Here is a 25646-nt window from a genome sequence, read left to right as displayed (position 1 = left end):
CATGGCCTCTGTGATTTTTCCCCTTGATTGCACTCTAACAGGGTGTGATCGTTGACACAGACATGCCGGCAGTACGGCTGGAATGGAAGCAAAGGAGCTTACTCGTGGCAGTTATCGGTTGGATTGGCCTGGGCAACATGGGCGGCCACATGTCCGTAAACCTGGCGAAAGCCGGGCATGATGTGCGCGGTTTCGACCTCAACCCGGCAGCCCTGGCAGCCGCTGAAGCAGGTGGCGTCAAGCGGACCGCCAGCATCGCCGAAGCGGTCGATGGTGCGGACGCCGTGTTTACCATGCTGCCCAAGGGTGAACACGCCCGTGCGGTGTATCTCGGCGGGGACGGAGTGCTGGCGCACGCGGACACCCGGACGCTGCTGATTGACTCCTCGACCATCGACGTCGCCTCCGCCCAGGAACTGCACGACGCCGCTGCTGCCGCCGGCTTCCGCTTCGTGGACGCGCCGGTGTCGGGTGGAATGAGCGGGGCGGAAGCGGGAACGCTTACTTTCATGGTTGGCGGCGAAGAGGGGGCCGTGGCGGACGCCACGGGCTACATCGGCCCCATGGCCGCCAACATCATCCCCACGGGCGGCCCCACCACGGGGCAGGCGGCCAAGATCTGCAACAACCTGATGCTTTTCATCAACCTGGCCTCCACCGCGGAGGGCGCTGTGCTCGCCGACCGGCTGGGCCTGGACAAGCAGGTCTTCTGGAACATTGCCTCTGTCTCCTCGGGCGACTCGTGGGCACTGCGGACCTGGTACCCGGTGCCCGGCGTGGTTCCTACCGCAGCCTCGAACAACGGCTTCGCGCCCACCTTCACCACAGAGCTGGCGAACAAGGACATTGGGCTGGCCATCAGCGCAGCCGAGGATACCGGCACGCCCCTGGAGATCGGCAGGCACGTCCAGCAGCTGTTCCAGCGGCTTATTGACGCCGGTGACGCCGGCAAGGACTGCTCCATGATCATCAAGCTCGTGGACGGCTCACTCGAACCCGCCAACCCGGCGCCGTCCGCCAACTAGCCCGCACCACACAACGCAGGAAAAGAGACTCCCCGTGGAAACCATCCCGCACTACATCAACGGCACCCGCGTCAGCGACGCAGACCGCTTCGGCCCGGTGTTCAATCCAGCCACCGGTGAACAGGAGAAGCAGGTGGCGCTTGCCTCGGCGGCACGGACAGAGGAAGCCATCGCGGCTGCCCGTTCCGCGCTGCCGGCCTGGCGGGCCACCAGCCTGGCCCGGCGGACCGGCATCTTCTTCCGGGTCCGCGAAATCCTGACCCAGCGGAAGCCCGAGCTCGCGGCCATCCTCACCAGCGAGCACGGGAAGGTCCTCTCCGACGCAGAGGGCGAAATCGCCCGCGGCCTGGAGAACATCGATTTCGCCACCGGCCTGTCCCACATGCTCAAGGGCGAGCGGTCCGAGCAGGTCTCCACCGGGGTGGACGTGCACTCCGTCCGCCAGCCGGTGGGCGTCGTAGCCTGCATTACGCCGTTCAACTTCCCGGCCATGGTGCCGCTGTGGATGATCGGCAGTGCCCTGGCCTGCGGCAACACCGTGCTGCTGAAGCCCAGCGAGAAGGACCCGTCGGCCGCCGTCTTCATCGCGGAGGCCTTCGCCGAAGCGGGCCTGCCGGCCGGGGTGCTGAACGTGGTCCACGGTGACAAGGAAGCCGTGGATGTCCTGCTGGAGCACCCGGACGTCAAAGCCGTGAGTTTTGTCGGCTCCACTCCCGTTGCCCAGTCGATCTACAAGCGGGCGGCAGAACACGGCAAGCGGGTGCAGGCACTGGGCGGTGCCAAGAACCACATGGTGGTGCTTCCCGACGCCGACCTGGACATGGCTGCCGACGCTGCGGTTTCGGCCGCCTACGGGTCAGCCGGCGAACGCTGCATGGCCGTCAGCGTCCTGGTGGCCGTGGGCAACATCGCGGACGACCTGGTGAAGGCAATCTCCAGCCGCATGGCGGGTTTGAAGATCGGCCCGGGAACGGACCCCGCGTCCCAGATGGGCCCCTTGATCACCGCGGAGCACCGGGACCGCGTGGCCTCCTATGTGGCGGGGGCCGAAAATGAAGGCGCATCCGTGGTTGTGGACGGGCGCTCGCAGCAGTTCGATTCAAACGGATTCTTCATCGGCGTCAGCCTGGTGGACCACGTCAAGCCGGGCATGAAGGTGTACGACGACGAGATCTTCGGCCCGGTCCTGTCCGTGGTCCGCGTCGATACCTACGGCGACGCCGTGAAGCTGGTCAACGACAACGAGTTCGGCAACGGCACGGCCATCTTCACCCGTGACGGCGGGGCGGCCCGGCAGTTCGAGTTCGACGTCGAGGCAGGCATGGTGGGCGTCAACGTGCCCATTCCGGTGCCGGTAGGCACGTTCTCGTTCGGCGGCTGGAAGAACTCGCTGTTCGGCGACACCCACATGTACGGCCCGGACAGCATCCGGTTCTACACCCGGGGCAAGGTGGTGACCACGCGCTGGCCGGATCCCTCCACCTCGGTGATTGACCTGGGCTTCCCGCAGGTCCACTGAGCTTGACAGGAGCACTGAACGCATAAAGGAGCGCCACCGGGCAGGCCCGGTGGCGCTCCTGTTACTAGCCGTTCATGATGTCGCTGCGCCGCTTCATGTAGTCCTCCATGGACAGCTCACCGTTGGTGTACTGCTGGTCCAGTTCCGCGAGCTTGCGGGCGCGGTACCCTTGCGGTGCTGCCGGCGGCGGGGGAGTGGCCGGCGCTGGGGACTGTCCCGGCGTCGGCTCTCCGGGACGCGGCTGCTGAGACCCCTGCTGATCAAAGCCGGGCCGGCCAAAGCCTGGCTGACCAAACCCCTGTCCCTGCGGGGGACCGTAGCCGGGGTCCGGCAGAGGCTGCTGGCCGTACTGGTGGGGCAACGGCTGCGGGTCGCCCAGGGGCTGCGGCCGCTGGATACTGCGGAAGCCGCCGGAGAAGTAGTCCTGCTGGGTATAGCCGTCGCGGGGCTGGTTGCTCTGCGGCCCGGCCGAGCCTGGATACTGGCCCGGTCCCGGGTACTGGCCGGGGCCGGGATACCCGTCTTGTCCGTATTGCCCCGGGAACTGTCCAGGGAAGCGCCCGGGCAACGACTGGTCCCGGTCCCGCCGTGCCACGGACCGCCGGTACATCCGCATGGCCATGGGGACGACGAAGGACAGGACGATAATCCAGAAAAACAAGCTGCTCACGGTGCCGCGCCTCTCGAGTGTTGTCCTTCCAGCCTAACCCCGGGCGGCCTTACCGGCGGCTGGGCTCCGACGTTCCCAACGGGCCCTCACCCGCACCCAAGGGAACGCCCGGACCGAAGACGGGGCCCGGCGTCGGCCGCTTTGCCGTGATGCCGTCCCCGGAGGACTGGCGGCGCAGCCGCCGCAGCACCCACGGCACGAAGTATTCGCGCGCCCACACCAGGTCCCCGCTCCTGGCCTCGCGCCAGGTCCGGGGCGGCAGGGGCTTGGGCTGCAGCGGCTCCAGGGAATGCTCAACGTTGAGCGCGTCCAGCACCATGGCCGCTATGGTGTGGTGCCCCAGCGGGGAGAAGTGCAGCCGGTCCTGGTCCCACATCTGCGGATCGCTCAACTGCCGCAGCGACCACATGTCCGCGATGATGGCGTCGTGCCGCGTTGCCACCGTCCGCAGGTTCTCGTTGTAGATGGCCACCTTGCTGCGGATCCTGCCGAGCACTGACGAGCCGGTGTCGGGTCCGTTGAACAGGACCACCGTGGCACCACCCAGGGACAGGATCTGGACCACGGAATCGAGCTTTTCGGCCAGCACGTCCGGGTCGCCGCCCGGGCGGATGAGGTCGTTGCCGCCCGCCGACAGGGTGACCAGGTCCGGCTTCAGCTCCAGGGCAGGCGCCAGCTGCTGGTCAACGATCTGCTGCAGCAGGCGGCCGCGGACGGCCAGGTTGGCGTAGGCGAAGTCAGGCTGGGTCCTGCCCAGCTCCTCGGCCACCCTGTCGGCCCAGCCGCGGTGGCCGCCGGGGCTCGCGGGTTCGGGGTCGCCGATGCCCTCGGTGAAGGAATCGCCCATCGCCACGTAACGGGTCCACGGGTGGGATCCCGGGTGCGCGGACGGGGCCTTGATGTCACTTGAGTCAGTCACGGTCCTATCCTGCCTTCCGCTTCACTGCCTACGCGAACGTAGGTTGTTACTTGTGGGTAACTGATATGAATGGAAACCATGACTGACGCCGAAGTATTTCCTGCCCCCGTTGTCCTGTGGTCCCATCCGGAGGACCAGCGCGACGGCAAGCCGCTGCTGGTGCTCCTCCACGGCTACGGCGCCAATGAGCGGGACCTGCTCAGCCTGGCCGACCTGCTGCCCGGGGACTTCGCCGTCGCGTCCGTGCGTGCGCCGATCGCCACGGGCCCCGGCTACACCTGGTTCCCGCTCACGGCCTCCATCGAGTACTCGCTGGAGCGGGTCAAGAAGGCCTCGGCGTACGTACTGGAGTGGATCGACACCATCCGGGTGGGGCATCCGTCGGTGACCCTGCTCGGCTTCTCCATGGGCATGGCCATGGCAACCACGCTCCTGCGGCAGCGGCCCACGGACTTCGCTGCCGTCGTCGGACTGTCCGGTTTCGTGGTGGACGCAGCCGGCGACCCTTCGTTCAGGGACGATGAACTGGACGGCACCGTGCCCATGTTCTGGGGCCGGGACCAGCAGGATCCGGTGATCACCCAGGACAAGATCGAGTACACCATGGGCTGGGTCCGCAAGCACGTCAAGCTCACCAAGGTGCTCTACACGGGCATGTGGCACGGGATCAACCAGCAGGAGATCGGGCACGTGGGGGAGTTCCTCACGCACGAGGTGCTGAACAAGTAGGCGTACCACGGCGGCCGGCAGTCCCGGCGGACGTCACGTCACGCGGCCTGCACGTCCTCCGCCGGGCAGTGCGCCTGCGTTGCGTCAGTCCGTTTCGGGCGCCACTACCCGGACACGCTGTCCGTTCACCGTGACAACGTCGCCGTTGTGCAGCTGGCGGCCGCGGCGGTCGTCGATTTCGCCGTTGACCTTGACCAGCCCGTTCTTGATGAGCTCCGCCGCCTCCACGCCGTCCTCCACGAGGTTGGCGAGCTTCAGCAGCTGGCCCAGCCGGATCATGCTGTCGCGGATGGGGACGTCGTCAATGGGGTTGCTCATAGAGCAATAATGCCTGAACTAAGGTGGATTCAATGACCTCCCCTTCCCGCCTGCCGGTGCTCGCAGGCCTGCCCCTGGCCGTGGGTTCCGGCCTTGCCATCCCAGTCCAGGGGCGCATCAACGGGGCCCTGGGCGCCCGCCTCGGTGACGGCATCGCCGCGGCGGCCGTGAGTTTCAGCACAGGCCTGCTGGTCATGATCGTGATTTCGCTGGTCCTGCCGCGCGGGCGGGCGGGGCTGGCCGGCATCCTTCCCGCGGTCCGCAAACGCGCCTTTCCACGTATCTACGTGGTGGCCGGTGCCATCGGCGCGCTGTTCGTTTTTGCCCAGTCGTTCACGGTGGGCATCCTGGGCGTGGCACTCTTCACCGTGGCCACGGTCACCGGGCAGACCGTGAGCGGCCTGCTGGTGGACCGCCTGGGAATCGGGCCGGCCGGGAAGAAATCCGTCACCGGCATCCGCATCATTGGCTGCGTCCTCACTATCGCCGCCGTCGCCTGGGCGGTTTCGCCCCGGTTCAGCGGCGCGGAGGCCGGCGGAACCGACGGTGGTCCGTCCTCCCTGCTGCTTCCCATCCTGCTGCCCGTGGCGGCTGGCTTCCTGATGAGCTTCCAGCAGGCCATGAACGGCACCGCCACCGTCCACTACGGCACGCCGATCGCGGCCACCCTGGTCAACTTCGTGGCCGGCTGCATCGTGCTCTGGACAGCGCTGGCGGTGAAGCTGGCGGTGGCCGGCCCAGCCAACCCGCTGCCGTCCGAATGGTGGTACTACCTGGGCGGTCCCATGGGCTGCGTCTTCATTGGGCTCGGCGCCCTCCTGGTCCGCAGCCTTGGCGTACTGGTCACCGGGCTGGGCATGATTGCCGGCCAGCTGCTCGGCTCGCTGGCCCTGGACCTGGCGCTGCCCGCCCCGGGCACCGTCGTCGCCCCGGCCACCGTCCTCGGGACCCTGCTGACCCTCGCCGCGATCATCCTGGCAACTCTGCCGTGGCCGCGGGGCGCGCTCCGCAGGCAGCGGCCGGTACGCTAGGACACGAGCTTTTCAACGATCTTCCTTCATTCGCCCCGGCACCCTGCCCACTGTGCCTCCAGGCATACGGCGGCCGGGGCCTGACAACCCGCGGACCGCACCCAGCGGCCCTGTAGAAATTGGAGTTACCCCATGGCAGCAAAGTCCGTCCTCGACCAGGTCATTTCCCTCTCCAAGCGGAGGGGCTTCGTGTTCCAGGCCGGTGAGATCTACGGCGGCTCGCGCTCGGCCTGGGACTACGGCCCCCTGGGCGCGGAGCTGAAGGAAAACATCAAGCGCCAGTGGTGGCAGTCCATGGTCCGCGGCCGCGAAGACGTGGTGGGTCTGGACTCATCCGTCATCCTGCCCCGCCAGGTATGGGAAGCCTCCGGCCACGTAGAGGTCTTCTCCGACCCCCTGGTGGAATGCCTCTCCTGCCACAAGCGCTACCGCGCCGACCACCTCGAGGAAGAATACGAGGAAAAGAAGGGCCGGCCGGCCGAGAACGGCCTGAAGGACATTGCCTGCGCCAACTGCGGCACCCGCGGCCAGTGGACCGAACCGCAGGAGTTCTCCGGCCTGCTCAAGACCTACCTGGGCCCCGTGGCCAGCGAGGAAGGCCTGCACTACCTCCGCCCGGAAACCGCCCAGGGCATCTTCGTGAACTTCAACAACGTCCTCACCACCTCCCGGAAGAAGCCCCCGTTCGGCATCGGCCAGATCGGCAAGTCCTTCCGCAACGAGATCACGCCCGGCAACTTCATCTTCCGCACCCGTGAATTCGAACAGATGGAAATGGAGTTCTTCGTCGAGCCCGGCACCGATGAGGAATGGCACCAGTACTGGATGAAGGAGCGCATGGCCTGGTACACCGGCCTGGGCATCCGCGAGGAAAACCTGCGCTTCTTCGAGCACCCGAAAGAGAAGCTGAGCCACTACTCCAAGGGCACCACGGACATCGAATACCGCTTTGGCTTCCAGGGCTCGGAATGGGGCGAACTCGAAGGCATCGCCAACCGCACCGACTTCGACCTCACCACGCACTCGAAGGCCTCCGGCCAGGACCTGAGCTACTTCAACCAGGCAACCAACGAGCGCTACACCCCGTACGTGATCGAGCCTGCGGCCGGGCTCACGCGCTCCTTCATGGCCTTCCTGGTGGACGCCTACACCGAGGACGAGGCCCCCAACGCCAAGGGCGGCGTGGACGTGCGCACCGTCCTGAAGCTGGACCCGCGCCTGGCCCCGGTCAAGGCCGCCGTGCTGCCGCTGAGCCGCAACGAGGACCTGTCCCCGAAGGCCAAGGACCTCGGCGCGCAGCTGCGGAAGAACTGGAACATCGACTTCGACGACGCCGGCGCCATCGGCCGCCGCTACCGCCGCCAGGACGAGATCGGCACCCCGTTCTGCATCACCGTGGACTTTGACACGCTGGAGGACCAGGCCGTCACCATCCGCGAGCGGGACACCATGAGCCAGGAGCGGGTCTCCCTGGACAAGGTGGAGGGCTACCTGGCGGCACGGCTGATCGGGGCCTGAGCATGGCCATCGAATACCGCGAATGGCGGGACGGCGACGACCTGGCGCTCCTGGAAATCTGGGGCGACCCGGATACCGCCCAGGCCCGCCAGTTCCGCGGGGCCCTGGCCGTGTCCTCCAACGGGAGGGACGGCTCCCCGTGGCGCCGCTGCGTCGTGGCAGAGGACGTCATTGACGGCGTGAGCATTCCGGTGGCGGCCGGCGTCGTCTATGAGGCCTCCCTGCACCCGGAACGCCTCTGGTGCTACATCGAGGTGGCCCGCGACCACCGCCGCGCGGGCATCGGGGCGAGCCTCCTGACCATGCTGCGGCGCGAGGCCGAACACGCGCCGTCGGGGGTCACCAGGCTGCGCGCCAAGGTGGAGCCCGGCACCGCGGGGGCGGCCTTTGCCGAGGCGTTTGGGCTGGCACCCATCCAGCGTTCCCGCCTTGTGGTGGTGGAGCCGGGCGCCCTGCGGCTTCCGGTGTTCCCCGCCAAGGACGACGGCGGCGCGGCCAGTGGCGGGAACGCCGGCTCGGACGTGGTGATGGACCTGGCCACCGGCTCCGTGGAGCTGACCGACGTGGTGGGCCGGTACTACACCTCCATCCACGGGTGGGACTCGCCCGGCGTCCTGTCCGTGGGGCAGGTGCAGAAGCTGTTCCTGGACGAGCTCACCGGGGCCCACGGAGCCATCGTCCTGCGGGCGCAGCCGGAGTCCGCGTTCGGGGCCGGTGTTGTGCCGAGCAAAAAGGGCCGCATCCGTGCCTTCGCCGTAAGCTACGCGGCGCCGGCAGACCCCGACGCCGCACCCCATCCGGAAGTGGCCGCGAGCAGGGGGTCCGAGACGCCCACCGACGTGTTCGTGGGGCACGAGCCTTCGCTGGACGCCGACGATGCCGCGGAGGCGGTCCGGGACATGCTTGCCCTGATCGCGTACCAGCACCCGGTCATGCTGGAACTGGACGACTCCATGGCCGCCCTGCGCGCCGCCGTCGAGCCCCTGCTGGAAAGCGGCAAGGCACGGTTGGCGGGGTCTGAAACCCTGGTGGTCTCGGACTAAGGAACTGCCTGCCTGCCCCCAGGCGGCCCGCACCAACCGCCCGCACACGGTGCTTGCGAACGGACAAGTGCGGGTCACTTGGGGGAGCGGGCTGTCCGTTGCGGGGCCTGCCTTCGGCGGGGAGCCCGACGGCGGCCCGCGGCGGCGTCGGCTGCGTCCAGGAGTTGCCGCACGGCGTCGGTCGGCGCGCTGCCGTCCAGGTGCGCGGGCATCCACCACGCGCCGGATTCCGGTCGGAGGGGAAACCCGGCGATGCACTGGTCGATCCCTGACTGCAGTGTCCGGCGCAGTGCTTCCGTGGCCGCTTCAACGTCAACGTCAGGCGGATAGACCGCCGGTTCGGCCACGTGCACCCGTACCGGCGCCCGCCAGCTGCGGCGCAGGGAAAAGCCGTGGCCGCGGGTCAACACCCGGTGGGCGCCCCAGACGGACACCGGAATCACCGGGATGCCGGCCTCCGCAGCCATCCGGACAGCCCCAGTGCGGCACTCGCGCACGGTAAAACTGCGGCTGACCCCCGCTTCCGGGAACACGGCAAGGTACTCGCCGTCGCGCAGCTTGGCCACCGCGGCGTCATAGGCGTCCGAACGGTCCGTATATCCCACCACCACGTGGCCGCTGGCGCTGATGGCGGGGCCGGCAAGCCAATGGTCTGCCGCGCCCTGGTGGACCAGGAACCGCAGCTGGGCACGGGCGTGCCGCCACAGGAGCAGCTCCAGCACCGCAAAGTCCAGGTAGCCGAAATGCGTGACGGCGAACACCGCTCCCTTGCCGGGGACAACCTCCCGGGAGGCTCCCCTTGTGGGTTCCTTTTCGGGCAGGTGTTCCAGGCCGGTTGCGTGGATGTCCAGCCGCAGCGCCCAGCGCAGGAACTGCCCGGTCCGGACGATCAGCCGGTAGAAGCGGTCGTTGGTTGGTGGACGCCAGGGCATGGGAAACTGCCTAGAGGGTGACCTGGGCGGATGAGTCCGGCAGCAGCCGGGTGAAGGCAGGCGACGGCCGGACTGCGGCGCCCGTGCTCTCGGCAAAGGACTTGATGACGAACCCGGTGGCGAGTGTCTGCCACACCCGGATCTTACGGAGCATGAAGTGCCCCACGCCTTTGAGGGCCACGTACTGCATGCTCGCGGCGTCGGCCGAGGCCCGGCGGGCGAAGGCAAGGGACTGGGAGGGGCTGGTCATGTGGTCGGTGGTGCCGTGGATGATCAGGACTTTCCTTCCGGCGACACTGGCTGCGGGAGTCTGCGGGCTCAGCCACGGGGCAAGCGCCACAACGGCCTCAACCTGGGCGTGGTCCGCTGCGCACACGGCTGTCAGGCCGCCCATGGAGTGGCCCAGCAGGAAGACCGGAACGTCGGGGTGGCGTTCGGAAATCTTCCCCAGCGCCCAGCGGGCATCCTGCAACGGCGACATGTCAGGCCCGTTCCAGCCGCGGACGCTGTTGCGCAGTGACCAGACGGCCAGCCCGTGTTTCCGGCCGGCGCGGTGCAGGTGCCTGGCGAAGGGGACCATCCTGGCCGGGCTCAGGTGCCGGGCCTCCACCGGATCGCGGCTGTGGGCCTTGCCGCCGTGCAGGACCAGGACCACGCCCTTGGTGTCGCCGGATGCTTCAAGGACGCTCAGTACAGGCTGGTGGCCGGGAACCACCGGCGCCTGCCCGGCCTGCACCCCGCCGGCGTCACCTTCGCCTTGAACTCCTGCCCCTTGAACGCCTGGCCCACGCGTACCACGGTTGCCCATACCTGGTTCCTCCCCATCCCGATGGTCCATTTATAAACCCTAAGGCGGCCCACGTAGAGTTCAACCATGAGGTTGTACTGCTGATGGGCGCCGGTCACTCCCATGCTTCCTTGGATCATTCGGAGCCGACGCCCCAGGCGATGGCTGCCCGCAGCAAGGCGAACCGTATCCTTGCCGCGGTGCTCATTCCGCTGGCGCTGCTGACCCTGGCCGGGATGGCCGCATTGTGGCCGTCGGGCAGCAGGGAAGGTGTCTCGCTCGCCAACCCGTACTCCACAGCCCCCGGGGTGACCTTCGATACGGGCACCATCCAGAACGTGGTGACCGAAAACTGCATGCAGGGCACCAGCCAGCAGGGGACGGGTCAACAGGGCACCAGCCAACAGGGGACAGGTCAACAGGGCACGGGCCAACAGGGCACCACACAGCAGCCGCCGGGACAGGGCTCGGACTGCACCTTCGCCTTCACGGAGCCGGACAAGGGCGGCAGCCCGGTGAAGGTGGTCATCAACCCGGATGTGGCCTCCTCGCACGGGGTCAAGCCCGGGGACCAGATCCGGTACCTGAATCTCTCCAAGGTCCAGGGCGCCACGGGCTCGCAGGGCTCACCGGCCTACATCTTCGTGGACTTCGTCCGCACGCTGCCGATTGTCCTGCTCGCCGTGCTCTACGCCGCGGTGGTCATCGCGGTCGCCAGGTGGCGCGGCCTCCGGGCCCTGATCGGGCTGGTGGGCGCCTATTTCGTGCTGGCCAACTTCCTGCTTCCAGGCCTGGTGGAAGGCAAACCGCCGCTGCTGCTGGCCCTGGTGGGTTCCACCGTGATCATGATCGGGGTGCTGTATTTCGCGCACGGATTCTCCGCGCGCACATCCACCGCACTCCTGGGCACCATCTTCGGCCTGGCCATCACCGCGCTGCTGGCAGCCTGGGCCACCGACGCCGCCAACCTTGCCGGAGTGGGCAGCCACGACGCCGCCACTCTGGTGAACACCTCGGCCAACATCTCCATCTCGGGGGTGATCCTTTGCGGACTCATCATCTCCGGCCTGGGTGTCCTCAACGACGTCACCATCACCCAGTCCTCCGCGGTGTGGGAGCTCTACGAACTGGCACCGGCCAGCAGTGCGCGGAAGCTGTTCACCTCCGCCATGCGGATCGGCCGCGACCACATCGCCTCCACCGTGTACACCATCGCCTTCGCCTACGCCGGCGCCGCACTGCCCATCCTCATCATCGTCATGCTCTACGACCGGCCGCTGCTGGACACCCTCACCAGCGCCGAACTGTCCGAGGAAGTCATCCGGACCCTTGTGGGATCGATCGGGCTGGTCCTGGCCATCCCCGTCACCACCCTGATCGCCGTGCTCGTAGTCAAGGCAACCGGCATCAGGGCCGCGGACGCCGCTCCTGCGGTTGCCGGGTCACAGGACACTGAGGCGCAGGACATTGCAGCAGGAGACGGAAAGAACGACGGCGGGCACAGCCCCGCGGACGGCGTTGCGGACACCGGGGCGCTCGCCGCTGCCGCGCTCGAGCAGCGCAGCCGGCGCGCCGCCGTCGAACCCCCGCACGAACAAGTGAACGAACAAGTGCACGAACCCGCCACCCGGCGGGGCCGCCGGGCCGACCGCGGCTGAACAGCCTTACGACGGACGGCCTTTCAGCGGGCTGCTTTGCTGCCGCGTGCTGCTGGGCGTCGGCCAGCCTGGAAATCCGGTTGCCCAAAACCTGCGACGGGCCACTGGCACTGGCGGGAATGGCCGATTTGCCCGGCTTTGCAACAATGGACAGGTGACTGTTGCAGCAACTCCCCCCGCCCCCAAGCTGGAACTCCCGCCCCTGAAGCTGGGACCCATCACGGTTGACACCCCGGTGATCCTGGCCCCGATGGCCGGCATCACCAACTCCGCCTTCCGCAGGCTCTGCCGTGAGTACGGCGGCGGCATGTACGTGGCGGAGATGGTCACCTCCCGCGCGCTGGTGGAGCGGACACCCGAATCCCTCCGCATCATCTCGCATGACGAGGACGAAAAGGTCCGGTCCGTCCAGCTGTACGGCGTGGACCCCGTCACCGTCGGCGCCGCCGTCCGGATGCTGGTGGAGGAAGACAGGGCGGACCACATCGACCTCAACTTTGGCTGCCCCGTTCCCAAGGTGACCCGGCGCGGCGGCGGCTCCGCCCTGCCCTGGAAGACCGACCTTTTCACCTCGATCGTGCAGACCGCCGTCAGGGAAGCCTCCAAAGGCAACGTTCCACTGACCATCAAGATGCGCAAAGGCATCGACGATGACCACCTGACGTACCTCGACGCCGGCCGCATCGCCCGCGATTCCGGCGTTGCCGCCGTCGCCCTCCACGGGCGCACCGCCGCCCAGTTCTACTCAGGCAAGGCCGACTGGTCCGCCATCGCCCGGCTCCGTGAGGCCCTGCCCGACATCCCGGTGCTGGGCAACGGCGATATCTGGTCCGCGGAGGACGCCGTCCGGATGGTCCGCGAAACCGGCGTGGACGGCGTAGTCGTGGGCCGCGGCTGCCAGGGCCGGCCGTGGCTCTTCGGCGACCTGCAGGCCGCTTTCGAAGGCAGCGACGTCCGCCACCGGCCCAACCTGCGGCAGGTGGCAGAGGGCGTCTACCGGCATGCAGAACTGATGGTGGAAACCTTCGGCGATGAAGGGAAGGCGCTGCGCGAGATCCGCAAGCACATCGCCTGGTACTTCAAGGGCTACGTGGTGGGCGGGGAACTGCGCACCCGGCTGGCCCTGGTCACCAGCCTGGAGGTGCTCCGGGACACCCTGGCCGAGCTGGATCTGGATTCGCCCTATCCGGGGGTGGACGCCGAGGGCCCGCGCGGCCGCGCCGGCTCACCCAAGAGGCCTGCCCTGCCCAAGGACTGGCTGGACTCCCGGGCCCTGAACGATGATCAGTCCCGGGATATTTCCGCCGCAGAACTGGATGTTTCCGGTGGCTGAAACACCGACGGCAGGAACCCCCACCGCCGCCCTGGCGCTTCCCGGGTACGACACGCACGATTCTGCCCGCTGGTTTGAGGAGCCGCCGAAGAGCACCTACCGGTCCGACTTTGAGCGGGACCGCGCCCGGGTGCTGCATTCCTCGGCCCTGCGCAGGCTGGGCGCCAAAACCCAGGTGGTGGCACCGGACACCGACGACTTTGTCCGCACCCGCCTCACGCACAGCCTGGAAGTGGCGCAGGTAGGCCGCGAACTGGGCCGTGCCCTGGGCTGCGATCCGGACGTGGTGGACACCGCCTGCCTCAGCCACGACCTGGGCCACCCGCCCTTCGGCCACAACGGCGAATCGGCGCTGAACGAGGTGGCCCATGCCATCGGCGGTTTCGAGGGCAACGCCCAGACCCTCCGCCTGCTCACCCGGCTCGAACCCAAGGTGCTCACTGCTGACGGCCGGCCTGCCGGACTGAACCTCACCCGCGCCAGCCTTGACGCGGCGTCGAAATACCCGTGGTCCGCGCTGGAAGCGCCGGTGATCCACGGCCAGCGCACCAGCAAGTTCGGCGCGTACGAGGACGACCTGCCCATCTTCAACTGGATCCGCGAGGGCGCCCCGGAACGCCGGACCTGCCTGGAAGCCCAGGTGATGGACCTGGCCGACGACATCTCCTACTCGGTGCACGACGTGGAGGACGCGATCGTTGCCGGCCACTTCCAGCTGCGCTGGATGGACAACCCGGACCACCGCGCCCGGGTGGTGGGGTACGCCAAGCAGTGGTATCTCCCGCACAACGACCCCGCCGCCATCGACGCCGCCCTGGGACGGCTCGAAGCCACCGACGTCTGGGTCCGCGAGGCGGATGGAAGCCGCAAGTCCATGGCTGCCCTGAAGAACATGACCAGCCAGCTGATCGGCAGGTTCTGCCAGAGCGCCCTGGAAACCACCCGGGCCGTTTACGGGCCGGAGAACCTCACGCGCTACAACGCCGAACTCATGGTCCCGGACGAGACCGTCATGGAAATCGCGGTGATGAAGGGCCTTGCCACCACCTTCGTGATGACCACCGAACACCGGCAGCCCATCTATGAGCGCCAGCGCGAGGTGCTGCACGCCCTGGTGACAGCCCTCAGCGCCACGGGGGACCGGCATCTGGAGCCGATGTTCGCGGCGGACTGGCGGGCGGCGGACGACGACGGCGCCCGCCTTCGCGTGATCATCGACCAGGTGGCGTCCCTCACCGACGGGTCCGCCCTGGCCATGTACGAGCGTTTGGTGGGGAGCCTGCCCTCGCTCTGGTGAACCGCCCGTGAAGACCGCCCCTGGACATCGGCCGGATCAACAGCTTCCTTAAAGGATCTACACAGGAATGAAGCGCACCATGGGAGGAAAGACGGGCCGCTAGGATCGGGAGCAGGTCATGAGTACTCGCAGCAGGGGCAAGCGCCTCGCCACCGGGATTACCGCGGCCGTGGGCGTTGGCAGTTTCGCCGCTGCCGGCGTGGCGGCGGCTGCCGTCTATGCTGCAACGCCGTCCGTGATAGCCAGGACCACCCACACCCAGGACAGCAGCACCCAGGACAAGACCACCCAGGACAAGAGCACGCAGGACAAGAGCACCCAGGGGAGCACGCCCAAATCCGGTTCTTCCCGCTCTGACGGCGACGGCTACGGAACCCGCAAAGACAACAGCACGCGCCGCTCCAAGAGCTATGGCAATAACGGCAGCACCAGTCCGGTCCAGCCCGGGAACGGCGCCACCGTCCATGGCAGGTCCTCGGGGTCCTGACGTGGACAGCGTAGATGTTTCCGGTACCGGGGTTGCTGGTTCCACCACCACCGGCGGCGCAGCAGCCTCCGTCGACACCATAACTCCGGAAGCCACTGCAACTCCGGAAGCCACAGCAACTCCGGAAAGCACAGCGCAATCCAGCTGGACAGTCTGGCAGTTGGACGCATCCGTGACCGTTACCGATCCCGGCAGGCTTGCCGCGGCGGAAGCCATTGTCCGCGGCGTGGTGGCCGCCGTCGACCTCGCCTGCAGCCGTTTCCGCGGCGATTCTGAACTGGTGCGGCTCCAGCCGCGAATGGCGTCGGGCGTCAGCGTAAGCCCACTGTTCCGGCTGCTCCTGGAACGCGCCCTGGACGTGGCGGAGATGACCGGCGGCGATGTGGATCCCACGCTCGGGGCAGACCTGGCAGCCCTGGGCCACGGCCCGGAGATGCAGGGCCGGCCCGGGCTGCACAGCGTGCCGGTGCCGGCGCTGCCCGCGCCGTCGCCGCACGTCCCGTTGCCGCCCGACCCTGCTCCCAGGCTCCCGGGATGGTCCCGGGTAACACTCGATTCGGCCAAGCTGACCGTACCGGCTGACCTGCGCCTCGACCTGGGCGCGTCAGCCAAGGCTGTCGCCGCGGATCTTGCCGCCGCCGAGGTGCACCGGAAGCTGGGCTGCGGGGTCCTCGTGGGCCTGGGCGGCGACCTTGCGTCCGCAGGGCCGGGACCCACGGTGGAAGGGAAGCCGGGCCAGTGGCAGATCCTGGTTCAGGACCTTCCCGCAGACCCAGCCCAACAAATCTCTTTGGCGCCGGGATATGCCCTGGCTACGTCCAGTACCCAAAAGCGCCGCTGGACGCACGAAGGGACGACCGTCCACCACATCCTTGACCCCCGCTTTGGCCTCCCGGCCGAAACAGTTTGGCGTTCGGTGACCGTGGCGGCCCTTACCTGCCTGCAAGCCAACGCGTTCAGTACTGCTGCCATAGTCCGCGGCTTCGCGGCCCTGGAATGGTTCCGGGCCGAAGGGATCCCGGCCCGGCTCGTGGACAGCAGAGGCAGGGTGACAACCACCGGTGGCTGGCCGGCCGGTGGCTGCCACCCTGCCGCAAACGCTGCAGGCACCAGCGCTGGAAGCTTCACGGCCGGTGGGGGTGTCCGCCATGGATGAAGCGATGTGGGCCTTTGGCCGCGTCAGTGGGTTTGTGTCCCTTGCCCTGTTCACCGGCTCCGTACTGCTGGGGATCCTGAACCGGTCCGGCCGGCCGTTCATGGTGCTGCCCCGGTTTTCCATCAGCCTCCTGCACCGGAACATCTCCCTGCTCGCCACGGTCTTCCTGGGGCTGCACGTGGGCTCCCTGCTTCTTGACTCCTACGCAAAATTGAACCCGGTGGACATCGTGGTGCCGTTCCTTGGTTCTTTCCAGCCGTTCTGGCAGGGGCTGGGGACGGTGGCCCTGGACCTTGTCCTGGCTGTGGTGGTGACGGGGCTGCTGCGCCACCGGATCGGGCTGCGCAGCTTCAAGGCCGTCCACTGGCTCAGCTACGGCGTGTGGCCGGTGGCAATGGCGCACGCCCTCGGCAACGGCACCGACGCCTCAAGCGGCTGGTTCCTCCTGCTGGCTGTGGCGTCCGCGGTGGCTGTTGCCGCGGCCCTGCTGTGGCGGCTGAGCCCGTCCTTCCTCGAGACCTCGCATGCCAGGCAAGGAAACCTCCCGTGAGCCGTGACATGCACCCCCAGGTGGCCTCCGGGATCCAGCCGACGGTGTCCCGGAAGGGCCACGATGACCCCCACAACAGCGGTCACCGGCCGGCATCCCGGGACAGCAGCCACCAGGAGCCGCGCCTCCTGGCCGCAGGCCCCGACGCAGGGTGGGCCCAGCACCTGGAAACCTTCGGGCCCTGGGAGCCGCAGCCTGCCGCGGGCGGCCTGCTGAAGGCGCTGGCGGTGGCCGGACTGACTGGCCGGGGTGGGGCCGCCTTCGAAACCTGGCGCAAGGCCACGGCGGCCGCCGGCCAGGGCAGGAAGGGTTTGTTTTCCGCCAAGCCTGTGGTGATCGCCAACGGCGCCGAAGGCGAACCGCTCAGCTTCAAGGATCGGACGCTCCTGGCCCATGCGCCCCATCTCGTCATCGACGGACTGTTGGTCCTGGCCGCTGCCCTGGGCGGCGCCGGCATGTACGTCTACGCGCCGGCGGCCAGCCTGCCCCGCATGCGGCAGGCGCTCAAAGAGCGCCCGGGGGCCGCGAAGATCCGCCTGGTGGAGTCGCCCGAAACGTTCATCTCCGGGGAGTCGAGCGCGGTGGTCAACATGATTGCCAACGGTGCCGCCGTGCCCACGCACCAGCGCGGGCGCCTCAGCGAGTCGGGACTCAACGGCCGCCCCACCCTGGTGGCCAATGTCGAAACCCTGGCCCAGGTTGCCCTGATCGCACGCTACGGGGCGCAGTGGTTCCGCCAGGCCGGCACCGCAACGGATCCCGGCACCCGGCTGGTGTCCGTGTCCGGCCCCGCCCCGGTCCGGGATGTGGTGCTGGAGGTGCCCGGCGGCGTGCAACTTTCCGCGGTCCTGAAGGAAGCGGGGATGGATCCTGCCTCCTTGTCCGCCGTCCTGGTGGGCGGCTACCACGGCCGGTGGGTACGTCCCGGGGCACACGCCATCTCGCCCGCGGGACCGCCGGACCGGACCGCCCGGCCGGGTGCAGGAGTGATCCATGCCCTGGACCTGCAGGACTGCGGCATCCAGGCGACGGCCCGGATTGTCAGCTACCTGGCCAACCAGTCCGCCCGGCAATGCGGGCCATGCATGTTCGGCCTGCCGGCCATGGCATCCGTCCTGAACAGGATTGGCGGAGGGGAACGCAATCCCCGCTTGGCCTCCGAGCTGGACCGCCTGGGGCGGCTGGTTTCCGGCCGCGGCGCATGCCGGCATCCGGAGGGAACCACCGGACTGGTCAGCAGCGCCCTTGAGGTGTTTGCCCCGGACTTCCGGGCCCACCTTTCCGGATACTGCACGGGTCCGGGAGGCGCAGCGGCATGACGACGTACCTGCACATCGACTGGACCAGCTGTGACGGCCGGGGCCTGTGCACCGAACTTCTTCCCGGCGTGCTGGACCGGGACGACTGGGGGTATCCCGTGGCCCGCGGCAAGGCGGGCCGCGAACGCACGGACGTGCCCCTGCGGGAAGCCGACCGGGAAGCCGCCCAGGAGGCCGTCTTCCTCTGCCCCAAACTGGCACTGAGCCTGCACGGGCGGACGCCGCAGCAACCGGACCAGAGGGTGCCTGGCCGGTAGGGGCCAGGCCTGACACTAAGATTGCTGTGTGGCTGGGCTGATCAAACGTGAAGATATCGACGAAGTACGCCAGCGCACGGACATCAAGGAAGTGGTGGACGGCTACGTCACGCTCAAGGGTGCCGGGCTGGGAACCTTCAAGGGTCTGTGCCCCTTCCACGACGAGCGCTCGCCGTCCTTCACCGTCCGTCCCCAGGTAGGCCGCTACCACTGCTTCGGCTGCGGCGAGGACGGTGACGTCATTGCCTTCGTGCAAAAGCAGGACCACAGTTCCTTCCAGGAAGCCGTGGAAAAGCTTGCCGCCCGGATCGGCTACGAGCTCCGCTACGAGGACGGCGGGACCGGGCCCAACCGCGAGGAGGTGGGCCGCCGCCAGCGGCTCCTGGACGCGCACAAGATCGCGGACGAGTTCTTCCGCGCCCAGCTGCTCACCCCCGGCGCCGCCGAGGCCAGGAATTTCCTGTTTGGCCGGGGCTTTGACAGGGCAGCGGCGGAACACTTTGGCTGCGGGTACGCCCCGCAAGGGTGGGATGCCCTCCTGAAGCATCTCCGCGGCCGCGGTTTCACCGATGCCGAGCTCAAGCTCACCGGGATGTTCAGCGAGGGCAACCGGGGAATTTACGACCGTTTCCGTGGCCGCCTCATCTGGCCCATCAAGGACATGGCCGGCGACACCATCGGCTTCGGCGCGCGCAAGCTCTACGAGGACGATCAGGGCCCCAAGTACCTGAACACCCCGGAAACCACCCTCTACAAGAAGTCACAGGTCCTGTACGGCATCGACCTCGCCAAGCGCAGCATCGCCAAGGACCGCCAGCTGGTGGTGGTGGAGGGCTACACCGACGTGATGGCCTGCCACCTGGCGGGAATTACGACGGCGGTGGCCACGTGTGGCACCGCGTTCGGCACCGAGCACATCAAGATAGCCCGCCGGCTGTTGTCAGACGACGGCACCGGGGGAGAGGTGGTGTTCACCTTCGACGGCGACGCCGCCGGCCAGAAGGCGGCCCTCCGGGCCTTCGAGGAGGACCAGCGGTTCACCGCGCAGACCTACGTGGCCGTGGAACCCACGGGTGCCGACCCCTGCGACCTCCGGCTCAGCCGGGGCGATGAAGCCGTGCACGCCCTGATCCAGTCCCGGCGGCCGCTGTTCGAGTTCGCCATCCGCACCACGCTGAAGCAGTTCAACCTGGACACCGTCGAGGGCCGCGTGCAGGGCCTGAAGGCATCCGTGCCCGTGGTGGCGGCCATCCGCGACGCCTCCACCCGCACCGGCTACTGCCAGGCGCTGACCGGCTGGCTGGGCATGCCGGACCCCAACGAGGTCCTGCGCCTGGTCAATGCGGCCGTAAAGCGCGGAGACACGGGGCGCCCCGCCGCACCCGGCCAACAGCAGGGGGGAGGGGCTGCCCACCCGGCCACTGCCAACTCCGCCACCTCCCAGGCCGGCGGGCCCGGCGTGGCTGCCGGGCCGTCGTCGGGCGCTGTGCCCTCCTACCACCGCCCCGACCCGCGGGACCCCGTGGCGTCCATGGAACGGCAGGCGCTGGAAGTGGCGCTGCAGCAGCCGTCGCTGCTGGCCGGTGGGGTTTGGGAGCGGTTCGCCGCCGCCAGGTTTGCCACCCCCGCCTTCCAGGCCGTCCATGACGCCATGCGCGCCACCGGCCCCGGGCTTGTGGGCGATCCCGTGCGCTGGGTGGAGCACGTCATGCACGAGGTTCCCGAGCCCCTCCGCCCGCTCGTCTCGGAGCTTGCCGTGGTGCCGCTGCCTGCCCACACGGAGGAAGCCGTGCTGAAGTACTGCCGCGACATCCTGTCCCGGCTTTTCGAACTCCAGATCACCCGCGTCAAGGCGGACAAGATGGGCCAGCTGCAGCGCCTGGACGCCGCAACGGATCCGGAAACCTACCAGCGGCTCAACCGTGAACTGATGATGCTGGAGATGGAACGCAGGGCACTGCGCGCGGAGACGTAGGCGGGAGCCTGGGGTGGGCGGGCGTGGCAGAGGTCACCGGCCGCCCGATTTCGTTTCCGCCGCAGGTGTTTGCTAGGCTAATACCCGCTTCATTCCTCCTTAGCTCAATTGGCAGAGCATTCGACTGTTAATCGAAGGGTTGCTGGTTCAAGTCCAGCAGGAGGAGCTTCCAATCCCCGTTCCGGCCTCCGGAACGGGGATTTTTTGTCTCCCATATGGGGCGTGTGGGCCCGTGAAACCGCCGATTTCCCTTGGGCCGGAATCCTTTGCTAATGTCATACCTGCTTCATTCCTCCTTAGCTCAATTGGCAGAGCATTCGACTGTTAATCGAAGGGTTGCTGGTTCAAGTCCAGCAGGAGGAGCGCTACGAAAAATCCCCGTTCCTCCACTCGGAGGAACGGGGATTTTTTCTTTCCGCGGGGCGGGAAGCCGGGCTAGACGAAGTCCATTTCCACTTGCAGGAATCTTTCGGCCTCGGCAATTGCTGCCTCGAAGGCCTCCTTCTCGGTAGGTGACTTCCGGGGCTCGCGGGGGTTCCATTCGTGCGGAGCGGAGTGGATCCTGACAAAACCGGCGTCCGGCGGGGCGTAGAAGATGCCGAACCGCTGCACGGGCCATTCCGGCGAGGTCTCCGGCGCCACCAGCAGGGCTGCATTGAAGGCGGGGTTGAACCATTGGGCGATGGGCCGGCGCCGGTCTTCGGTGAACAGCCCGGCCGCGTACAGTGCCGCCGACTGCTGGCCCGCCTGCGCGCACAGCCGCTCCCACCACAGTGGCAGGATTCGGGCGTCGCACCGTTGCCATGTGGCCGGAAGTGGCGGTTGGTTCTGCCAGCTGGACACGGGATTATTTTATCCCTGCAGGCAGCCGCAGGGGCAGGGAAAGCCGCTGCAGTGCGGCATGTCGGTCAGCGGCGGTTCCTGCGCCCGCGCTTCCCTGGTCCGTCCTTCCCTGGTCCACCCTTCCCCGGTCCAGGGTTCACGCGGTAGAGGAGAGCGGCGCCTGGCAGCATCCCGAGGACGATGCCGATGGCAGGGTTGCCAAGGGCGCGGCCGGCGAAATAGCCCACGACGGCGCCAAGCACCGCCCCGAGGAAAAGTCCCCTGCCGTTGCGGTGCGGTTTGCTGCTCATGGGCTGCCTTTCACAGGACGGCTGGAACGTGGAGTGGATTGACGGGGCTCAGTGGATCGAAGGGGCTCAGTGGATTGAAGGCACTCAGTGGATTGAAGGTACGGTGCGCGGCCGGACCACCAGCCAAAGGGCGGCGATGGCCAGCAGGATGCAGGAGGCCTGCACCGCACCCATCGGCGCGGCGCTGGTGATGCCCAGCCAGCCCACAACGGGCGAAATCAGTCCTGCCATGAGGAACGTGGCCGCACCCAGCAGCGATGCCGCAGTCCCGGCCTGGGCCGCATGGCCCGCCAGCGCCAGCACCTGCACGCAGGGGAACATGAAGCCCGTGCCCAGGATGTAGAACCACAGCGGGACCATCACGCCCCACAGCCCAAGGCCCGCCCGGTCGAACACCACGATCAGCAGGCCCATCAGGAACATCCAGGCGGTGGCCCCTGCCAGGATCCATTGCGGCGGGACGATCCTGATCAGCCGGGCACTGGTCTGCACGCCGGCCACGATGCCCAGGGAATTGATGCCGAACAGCAGCCCGTACTGCTGGGCAGAGAATCCGAACACTTCCTGGAACAGGAAGGGGGAGGCGGAGAGGTAGGTGAAGAGGCCGCCGAAGTTGAAGCCGGCCACCATCAGCAGCCCCACGAAGATCCGGTCGCTGAAGAGTGCCTTGTAGCGCTGCCGGGCCGTCATGCCGCTCTGGCCCCGCTTCTCCGGCGGAAGGGTCTCGCGCACCAGGAGGAGGGCGGCCACGATCACCAACGTCCCGTATACCGCCAGGAACACAAAGATGCCGGGCCACGGCATCACCAGGAGCAACTGTGAGCCGATGACGGGGGCCAGGATGGGTGCCAGCCCGTTGACCAGGGACATCCGGGAGAACATCCGCACCATGGCATAGCCGGAGAACAGGTCACGCACCATGGCCATGGCCACCACGCCGCCCCCGGCCGCGCCGACCCCCATGAGCACACGGAAGACTCCCAAGGTGGCGATGTCCGTGGACAGGGCAGCACCCAGGGAGGCCGCAATGTGCACTGCCGTGGCCAGGATCAGCGGGGTCCGCCGGCCGAACCTGTCACTGAAGGGACCCACCACCAGCTGACCAAACGCAAAACCGACCGTTGTCCCGGCCAGGGTGAGCTGGACCTGCGCCTCGGTCACCCCCAGGCTTGCCTCCAGCGCGGGAAAGGCCGGCAGGTACAGGTCGATGGTGAACGGGCCGAGGGCCGTGAGGGCGCCCAGGAGGAGGATGTACAGCAGCTTGCGGCGGCGGCTCAGCAGGTCGCCCGGATTGGGGGGATTGGTCACGGAGAACAATCCTAGGCCCGGCCACGGCAGTTTTTGCAGCGTTGTAGGCCGCGCCGCCCGGCAAGCCCCCAAGTTCGCCCTGAACCTGAATGGTAGTTTGGGTGGCGTGGACTGTGCGGCTGCACATTTCCGCAGTAGACGGAAGCAGTATGTGACCCATGAGACCAGTAAGGCGGAACCGATGAGCGGACGTCACAGCGGGCGTACCAGCCCCGGATTGCGTATCACTGCGCTGCCCGGGACGGCAAGACTCCTATTCCGGTTGGCGCCCCGCCAGCTCAATGACGAGATCGCATTCGCCAAGATCGAACTCAAGCGCAAGGGAATCCAGGTCGGCGTGGCTGCGGCCTTCTTCGCCGTGGCGCTCCTGTTCCTTGCCTTCCTGGTGGTGGGCCTGATTGTCGCAGCCATCATGGGACTGGCCACCATCATGCCCGCCTGGTTGGCAGCCCTCCTGGTGTCCGCCGCTTTCCTGCTGGTGGCCCTCATTGGCGGACTGGTTGGCCTCGCGAGGTTCAAGAAGGCCATGCCGCTGATGCCGGAGGAAACCATCCGCGGCATCAGGCACGATATCGGCGTGGCCCGCGAAGGGTCCGCCTTCAACCCGGCTGTGCTGGATCCTGAAAGCCCGGAGGGCAAGGCTGCGAAGGCCGCCAAGGCTGAAGCAGCTGCCAAGGCCAAGGCCGAGAAGGCGGCAAAGGCCGCCGAGCACGACAAGGAATTCCCGCACGCATCCGAGCCCGAGCTTGTCCGCCGGCTCAGCCAGCGGCGCCACCACATCACCGAGGTCCGTGACGAACTCGGCGTGGAGCTGGACCTCAAGACGCAGGCCCGCTACGTGCTGGCCGCCGCCCAGGTCAAAGCCCGCGAGAGCCAGGTGCTGGCGCAGCGCGGTGTGGAGGCCGCGGGGCAGAGGTTCGCGGCGTTGTCCGGATCCGCGGACCTGTCCACGCGGTGGAAGCCTCTGGCAGCTTTCGTGGCAGCCGGAACCGTCCTGGTGGTCCTCCTCCGAAAGCTGCTCCGCTCCAACTAGGCCGTTTCCGCTCAACAACTCATGACCGAAAGACCGCCACGCGGCGCAGGAAGGAGAGGGGGACGGGTGAAGTTCATTGGTGCAGGTGCCCGCCCCGGCCGTCCGCAGGTGGACCACGACCTCGTACTCACCATCCCCAACCTGCTCACCGTGGTGCGGTTCATGGGCGTTCCGCTCTTCATGTGGCTCGTCCTGGCCCAAAAGGAATATGGAGCCGGCGTGGTCGTCCTGGCAATCATGGCCGGAACGGACTGGATCGACGGCTACATTGCCCGCCGCTTCGACCAGGCCTCCAAGCTCGGCAGGGTCCTTGACCCGATCGCCGACCGGCTGGCCCTGCTCGCCGTAGCGTTCACCCTGGTGATTGCCGGCGTCGTGCATTGGCTGTACCTGGCCGCGCTGGTAGTCCCCGACGCCGTCCTGCTGGTCCTGACGCTCTCCCTTTTCCGCGGGCACCCGGATCTTCCTGTCAGCGTGGTGGGCAAGGTTCGGACCGGGCTGCTGCTCCTGGGAACGCCGCTGCTGGTCCTCTCCCGCCTGGACACCGGCTTCGCCGGCCAACTCTTCATCGCCGCCTGGGTGGTGCTGGGCCTTGGCCTGGTTGGCCACTGGGTGGCCGCCTACAACTACTTCTGGGCCATCCTGCGAAAGGGCAGGGAACTGAAACAGCACGACGGCGGGAACGGCTGATGGTGTGGGTTGCCGTCGGCCTGGCGGTGCTGGGCGCCTTCTGCCTGGCCTTGGGCGCCCAGCGCCAGGGCAGCGCTGTCAAAGCCGACACCGGCGGCCTCGCCCTGAGTTCCAACGGGTTCCTGCGCCTCCTGCGCAACCCCCGGTGGATGTTCGGGCTCCTGCTGCTCTGCACCGGAATGGCCATGAACGCGGTGGCCCTGGTCTCCGCGCCGCTCACCGTGGTCCAGCCCATCGGCGCCATCGCCCTGGTGATCACCACCGTGGTCAACGCCCGGGACCAGGACCTGACCATCAACCGTGCCACCACCGTGTCCATCGCCGCATGCGTCACCGGCTCGGCGCTCTTTGTCCTCCTGGCGGTCAACGTCACCCAGGAGAGCCACCACGTCAGCCTGGCGGACGAACTCACCATCGTGCTGCTGCTCGCCCTGGCGGTGGGCCTGTTCGGCACGCTGGCCGTGATGTTCAAGCACCGCATGAACGCGTTCGTCTACATCCTCGGCGCCGGTATCCTGTTCGGCTTCGTCGCGGTCCTGACCAGGATCATCGGCAAGCACCTCCTGGACCCCAACGGCCTGTTCCTGCTGAACGTGCAGTGGTACTCGGTGGTGGCCATCGTCGCGGCCGGCGGCCTGGGGTCCTGGTTCGTGCAGAGCGCTTACTCCACCGGTCCGCCGGACCTGGTGATTGCCGGCCTCACGGTTGTCGACCCCATGGTGGGCATCGCGATCGGCATCATCATCCTGGGTGAGCTGCGTCCCGACGTCCATGCCGTCATGGCGATTGCGATGGGAACGGCCGCCTGCCTTGCTATCGTTGGGGTTATCGCCCTTTCCCGGCACCACCCGGAGGTCACCAAGCGCAAGAAGGACGCTCGGAAGGCCGCCGGCAGGCCGTCCCACTAGCCCATTCCAGCAATTCCAAGCAATCCCACGAGGCCGCGGGCCAACTGCGCC

The 25646-nt window shown here is 67.8% G+C and carries 27 protein-coding genes and 2 tRNA genes; 20 read left to right on the top strand and 9 right to left on the bottom strand.

Annotation, left to right across the window (positions count from 1 at the left end; genetic code table 11):
- The first annotated feature begins 104 nt into the window (after window positions 1-104).
- Together mmsB and AC3ANU_RS15820 are read left to right on the top strand one after the other, a co-directional pair.
- Window positions 105-1025 carry a 3-hydroxyisobutyrate dehydrogenase gene (gene mmsB, locus AC3ANU_RS15825; RefSeq protein ID WP_056390018.1) on the top strand — a complete coding sequence of 307 codons (921 nt, stop codon included), beginning with the start codon at window positions 105-107 and terminating at the stop codon, window positions 1023-1025.
- 34 nt (window positions 1026-1059) lie between these two features.
- Window positions 1060-2544 carry a CoA-acylating methylmalonate-semialdehyde dehydrogenase gene (locus AC3ANU_RS15820; protein WP_018771622.1) on the top strand — a complete coding sequence of 495 codons (1485 nt, stop codon included), beginning with the start codon at window positions 1060-1062 and terminating at the stop codon, window positions 2542-2544.
- A 64-nt stretch (window positions 2545-2608) separates the two neighbouring features.
- On the opposite strand, the gene AC3ANU_RS15815 is transcribed toward AC3ANU_RS15820, so the two are convergent.
- Window positions 2609-3214 (bottom strand): hypothetical protein, encoded by a 606-nt coding sequence (locus AC3ANU_RS15815; RefSeq protein ID WP_488314841.1) that lies wholly within the window; start codon window positions 3212-3214, stop codon window positions 2609-2611.
- 49 nt (window positions 3215-3263) lie between these two features.
- Entirely contained in the window at window positions 3264-4133 is an 870-nt protein-coding gene (locus AC3ANU_RS15810) for an SGNH/GDSL hydrolase family protein (protein ID WP_134164491.1), read from the bottom strand.
- A 78-nt stretch (window positions 4134-4211) separates the two neighbouring features.
- Between AC3ANU_RS15810 and AC3ANU_RS15805 the strand changes: the two genes are divergently transcribed.
- Window positions 4212-4862, top strand: coding sequence for an alpha/beta hydrolase (locus tag AC3ANU_RS15805; protein ID WP_056390009.1), 651 nt, complete (start codon window positions 4212-4214; stop codon window positions 4860-4862).
- An 84-nt stretch (window positions 4863-4946) separates the two neighbouring features.
- On the opposite strand, the gene AC3ANU_RS15800 is transcribed toward AC3ANU_RS15805, so the two are convergent.
- Window positions 4947-5180 carry an RNA-binding S4 domain-containing protein gene (locus AC3ANU_RS15800; RefSeq protein WP_488314840.1) on the bottom strand — a complete coding sequence of 78 codons (234 nt, stop codon included), beginning with the start codon at window positions 5178-5180 and terminating at the stop codon, window positions 4947-4949.
- A gap of 32 nt (window positions 5181-5212) precedes the next feature.
- Between AC3ANU_RS15800 and AC3ANU_RS15795 the strand changes: the two genes are divergently transcribed.
- The 3 genes from AC3ANU_RS15795 to AC3ANU_RS15785 all read left to right on the top strand — a co-directional run bounded on the left by AC3ANU_RS15795 (window position 5213) and on the right by AC3ANU_RS15785 (window position 8772).
- Window positions 5213-6211: a DMT family transporter gene (locus AC3ANU_RS15795; protein WP_018771627.1), complete on the top strand. Its 999-nt coding sequence runs from the start codon at window positions 5213-5215 to the stop codon at window positions 6209-6211.
- A 132-nt stretch (window positions 6212-6343) separates the two neighbouring features.
- On the top strand, window positions 6344-7729 hold the full coding sequence (locus AC3ANU_RS15790) for a glycine--tRNA ligase (RefSeq protein WP_018771628.1): 1386 nt from the start codon (window positions 6344-6346) through the stop codon (window positions 7727-7729).
- Between the two features lie 2 nt (window positions 7730-7731).
- The gene (locus tag AC3ANU_RS15785) at window positions 7732-8772 is read left to right on the top strand and encodes a GNAT family N-acetyltransferase (RefSeq protein ID WP_488314839.1); all 1041 of its coding nucleotides are present in this window, start codon (window positions 7732-7734) and stop codon (window positions 8770-8772) included.
- 74 nt (window positions 8773-8846) lie between these two features.
- Here the strand turns inward: AC3ANU_RS15785 and AC3ANU_RS15780 are convergent, their stop codons facing one another.
- The 3 genes from AC3ANU_RS15780 to AC3ANU_RS15770 are packed head-to-tail and all read right to left on the bottom strand — an operon-like array spanning window position 8847 to window position 10610.
- The gene (locus tag AC3ANU_RS15780; RefSeq protein WP_488314838.1) at window positions 8847-9704 is read right to left on the bottom strand and encodes a lysophospholipid acyltransferase family protein; all 858 of its coding nucleotides are present in this window, start codon (window positions 9702-9704) and stop codon (window positions 8847-8849) included.
- Between the two features lie 10 nt (window positions 9705-9714).
- Entirely contained in the window at window positions 9715-10440 is a 726-nt protein-coding gene (locus AC3ANU_RS15775) for an alpha/beta hydrolase (RefSeq protein ID WP_018771631.1), read from the bottom strand.
- Window positions 10392-10610: a hypothetical protein gene (locus AC3ANU_RS15770; protein ID WP_488314837.1), complete on the bottom strand. Its 219-nt coding sequence runs from the start codon at window positions 10608-10610 to the stop codon at window positions 10392-10394. Before AC3ANU_RS15770 ends, AC3ANU_RS15775 begins: the two co-directional genes overlap by 49 nt.
- 42 nt (window positions 10611-10652) lie before the next feature.
- Here AC3ANU_RS15770 and AC3ANU_RS15765 point away from each other — a divergent pair, with 42 nt between their 5' ends.
- The 11 genes from AC3ANU_RS15765 to AC3ANU_RS15715 all read left to right on the top strand — a co-directional run bounded on the left by AC3ANU_RS15765 (window position 10653) and on the right by AC3ANU_RS15715 (window position 20886).
- Window positions 10653-12149: a YibE/F family protein gene (locus AC3ANU_RS15765; RefSeq protein ID WP_056390001.1), complete on the top strand. Its 1497-nt coding sequence runs from the start codon at window positions 10653-10655 to the stop codon at window positions 12147-12149.
- A gap of 154 nt (window positions 12150-12303) precedes the next feature.
- Entirely contained in the window at window positions 12304-13482 is a 1179-nt protein-coding gene (gene dusB / locus AC3ANU_RS15760) for a tRNA dihydrouridine synthase DusB (RefSeq protein ID WP_018771634.1), read from the top strand.
- On the top strand, window positions 13466-14779 hold the full coding sequence (locus tag AC3ANU_RS15755; protein ID WP_051081449.1) for a deoxyguanosinetriphosphate triphosphohydrolase: 1314 nt from the start codon (window positions 13466-13468) through the stop codon (window positions 14777-14779). Before dusB ends, AC3ANU_RS15755 begins: the two co-directional genes overlap by 17 nt.
- A gap of 118 nt (window positions 14780-14897) precedes the next feature.
- Window positions 14898-15266, top strand: coding sequence for a hypothetical protein (locus AC3ANU_RS15750; RefSeq protein ID WP_488314836.1), 369 nt, complete (start codon window positions 14898-14900; stop codon window positions 15264-15266).
- A 1-nt stretch (window position 15267) separates the two neighbouring features.
- Window positions 15268-16422: an FAD:protein FMN transferase gene (locus AC3ANU_RS15745; protein WP_488314835.1), complete on the top strand. Its 1155-nt coding sequence runs from the start codon at window positions 15268-15270 to the stop codon at window positions 16420-16422.
- Window positions 16415-16972, top strand: coding sequence for a ferric reductase-like transmembrane domain-containing protein (locus AC3ANU_RS15740; protein ID WP_223994590.1), 558 nt, complete (start codon window positions 16415-16417; stop codon window positions 16970-16972). Before AC3ANU_RS15745 ends, AC3ANU_RS15740 begins: the two co-directional genes overlap by 8 nt.
- Window positions 16969-18291: an NADH-ubiquinone oxidoreductase-F iron-sulfur binding region domain-containing protein gene (locus AC3ANU_RS15735; protein ID WP_488314834.1), complete on the top strand. Its 1323-nt coding sequence runs from the start codon at window positions 16969-16971 to the stop codon at window positions 18289-18291. Before AC3ANU_RS15740 ends, AC3ANU_RS15735 begins: the two co-directional genes overlap by 4 nt.
- Window positions 18288-18548, top strand: coding sequence for a ferredoxin (locus tag AC3ANU_RS15730; RefSeq protein ID WP_134164485.1), 261 nt, complete (start codon window positions 18288-18290; stop codon window positions 18546-18548). Before AC3ANU_RS15735 ends, AC3ANU_RS15730 begins: the two co-directional genes overlap by 4 nt.
- 28 nt (window positions 18549-18576) lie before the next feature.
- Window positions 18577-20523, top strand: coding sequence for a DNA primase (gene dnaG, locus AC3ANU_RS15725; RefSeq protein WP_018771641.1), 1947 nt, complete (start codon window positions 18577-18579; stop codon window positions 20521-20523).
- Between the two features lie 93 nt (window positions 20524-20616).
- Window positions 20617-20689, top strand: a tRNA-Asn gene (locus AC3ANU_RS15720).
- A gap of 124 nt (window positions 20690-20813) precedes the next feature.
- Window positions 20814-20886, top strand: a tRNA-Asn gene (locus tag AC3ANU_RS15715).
- Window positions 20887-20958: 72 nt separating this feature from the next.
- On the opposite strand, the gene AC3ANU_RS15710 is transcribed toward AC3ANU_RS15715, so the two are convergent.
- From AC3ANU_RS15710 to AC3ANU_RS15700, 3 genes are all read right to left on the bottom strand, one after another.
- A complete protein-coding gene (locus AC3ANU_RS15710) occupies window positions 20959-21366 on the bottom strand; it encodes a hypothetical protein (protein ID WP_018771642.1) in 408 nt (135 codons plus the stop codon).
- A 65-nt stretch (window positions 21367-21431) separates the two neighbouring features.
- Entirely contained in the window at window positions 21432-21656 is a 225-nt protein-coding gene (locus AC3ANU_RS15705) for a hypothetical protein (RefSeq protein ID WP_488314833.1), read from the bottom strand.
- Between the two features lie 84 nt (window positions 21657-21740).
- Window positions 21741-22964 carry a multidrug effflux MFS transporter gene (locus AC3ANU_RS15700; RefSeq protein WP_018771644.1) on the bottom strand — a complete coding sequence of 408 codons (1224 nt, stop codon included), beginning with the start codon at window positions 22962-22964 and terminating at the stop codon, window positions 21741-21743.
- Window positions 22965-23145: 181 nt separating this feature from the next.
- On the opposite strand from AC3ANU_RS15700, the gene AC3ANU_RS15695 reads away from it, so the two are divergent.
- The 3 genes from AC3ANU_RS15695 to AC3ANU_RS15685 all read left to right on the top strand — a co-directional run bounded on the left by AC3ANU_RS15695 (window position 23146) and on the right by AC3ANU_RS15685 (window position 25595).
- Complete coding sequence (locus tag AC3ANU_RS15695; protein WP_026266129.1) at window positions 23146-23997, top strand: phage holin family protein; 852 nt, start codon at window positions 23146-23148, stop codon at window positions 23995-23997.
- A 66-nt stretch (window positions 23998-24063) separates the two neighbouring features.
- Window positions 24064-24687 carry a CDP-alcohol phosphatidyltransferase family protein gene (locus AC3ANU_RS15690; RefSeq protein WP_018771646.1) on the top strand — a complete coding sequence of 208 codons (624 nt, stop codon included), beginning with the start codon at window positions 24064-24066 and terminating at the stop codon, window positions 24685-24687.
- On the top strand, window positions 24687-25595 hold the full coding sequence (locus tag AC3ANU_RS15685; RefSeq protein WP_018771647.1) for a DMT family transporter: 909 nt from the start codon (window positions 24687-24689) through the stop codon (window positions 25593-25595). The genes AC3ANU_RS15690 and AC3ANU_RS15685 overlap by 1 nt, the downstream gene beginning before the upstream one ends.
- Window positions 25596-25646: the final 51 nt, after the last annotated feature.

This window comes from Arthrobacter sp. SDR-2R (genome assembly GCF_057747955.1).
Note: the sequence above shows the minus strand (reverse complement) of the source record. Positions and strands in the feature narration are given on the sequence as shown.

Bases quoted from the DNA above. Each gene is read 5' to 3' on its own strand.
- AC3ANU_RS15755 (WP_051081449.1), top strand. From the start codon at position 13,466: ATGTTTCCGGTGGCTGAAACACCGACGGCAGGAACCCCCACCGCCGCC.
- AC3ANU_RS15790 (WP_018771628.1), top strand. From the start codon at position 6,344: ATGGCAGCAAAGTCCGTCCTCGACCAGGTCATTTCCCTCTCCAAGCGG.
- AC3ANU_RS15780 (WP_488314838.1), bottom strand. From the start codon at position 9,704: ATGCCCTGGCGTCCACCAACCAACGACCGCTTCTACCGGCTGATCGTC.
- AC3ANU_RS15805 (WP_056390009.1), top strand. From the start codon at position 4,212: ATGACTGACGCCGAAGTATTTCCTGCCCCCGTTGTCCTGTGGTCCCAT.
- AC3ANU_RS15685 (WP_018771647.1), top strand. From the start codon at position 24,687: ATGGTGTGGGTTGCCGTCGGCCTGGCGGTGCTGGGCGCCTTCTGCCTG.
- AC3ANU_RS15730 (WP_134164485.1), top strand. From the start codon at position 18,288: ATGACGACGTACCTGCACATCGACTGGACCAGCTGTGACGGCCGGGGC.
- AC3ANU_RS15695 (WP_026266129.1), top strand. From the start codon at position 23,146: ATGAGCGGACGTCACAGCGGGCGTACCAGCCCCGGATTGCGTATCACT.
- AC3ANU_RS15740 (WP_223994590.1), top strand. From the start codon at position 16,415: ATGGATGAAGCGATGTGGGCCTTTGGCCGCGTCAGTGGGTTTGTGTCC.
- AC3ANU_RS15800 (WP_488314840.1), bottom strand. From the start codon at position 5,180: ATGAGCAACCCCATTGACGACGTCCCCATCCGCGACAGCATGATCCGG.
- AC3ANU_RS15705 (WP_488314833.1), bottom strand. From the start codon at position 21,656: ATGAGCAGCAAACCGCACCGCAACGGCAGGGGACTTTTCCTCGGGGCG.
- AC3ANU_RS15750 (WP_488314836.1), top strand. From the start codon at position 14,898: ATGAGTACTCGCAGCAGGGGCAAGCGCCTCGCCACCGGGATTACCGCG.
- AC3ANU_RS15795 (WP_018771627.1), top strand. From the start codon at position 5,213: ATGACCTCCCCTTCCCGCCTGCCGGTGCTCGCAGGCCTGCCCCTGGCC.
- AC3ANU_RS15765 (WP_056390001.1), top strand. From the start codon at position 10,653: ATGGCTGCCCGCAGCAAGGCGAACCGTATCCTTGCCGCGGTGCTCATT.
- AC3ANU_RS15785 (WP_488314839.1), top strand. From the start codon at position 7,732: ATGGCCATCGAATACCGCGAATGGCGGGACGGCGACGACCTGGCGCTC.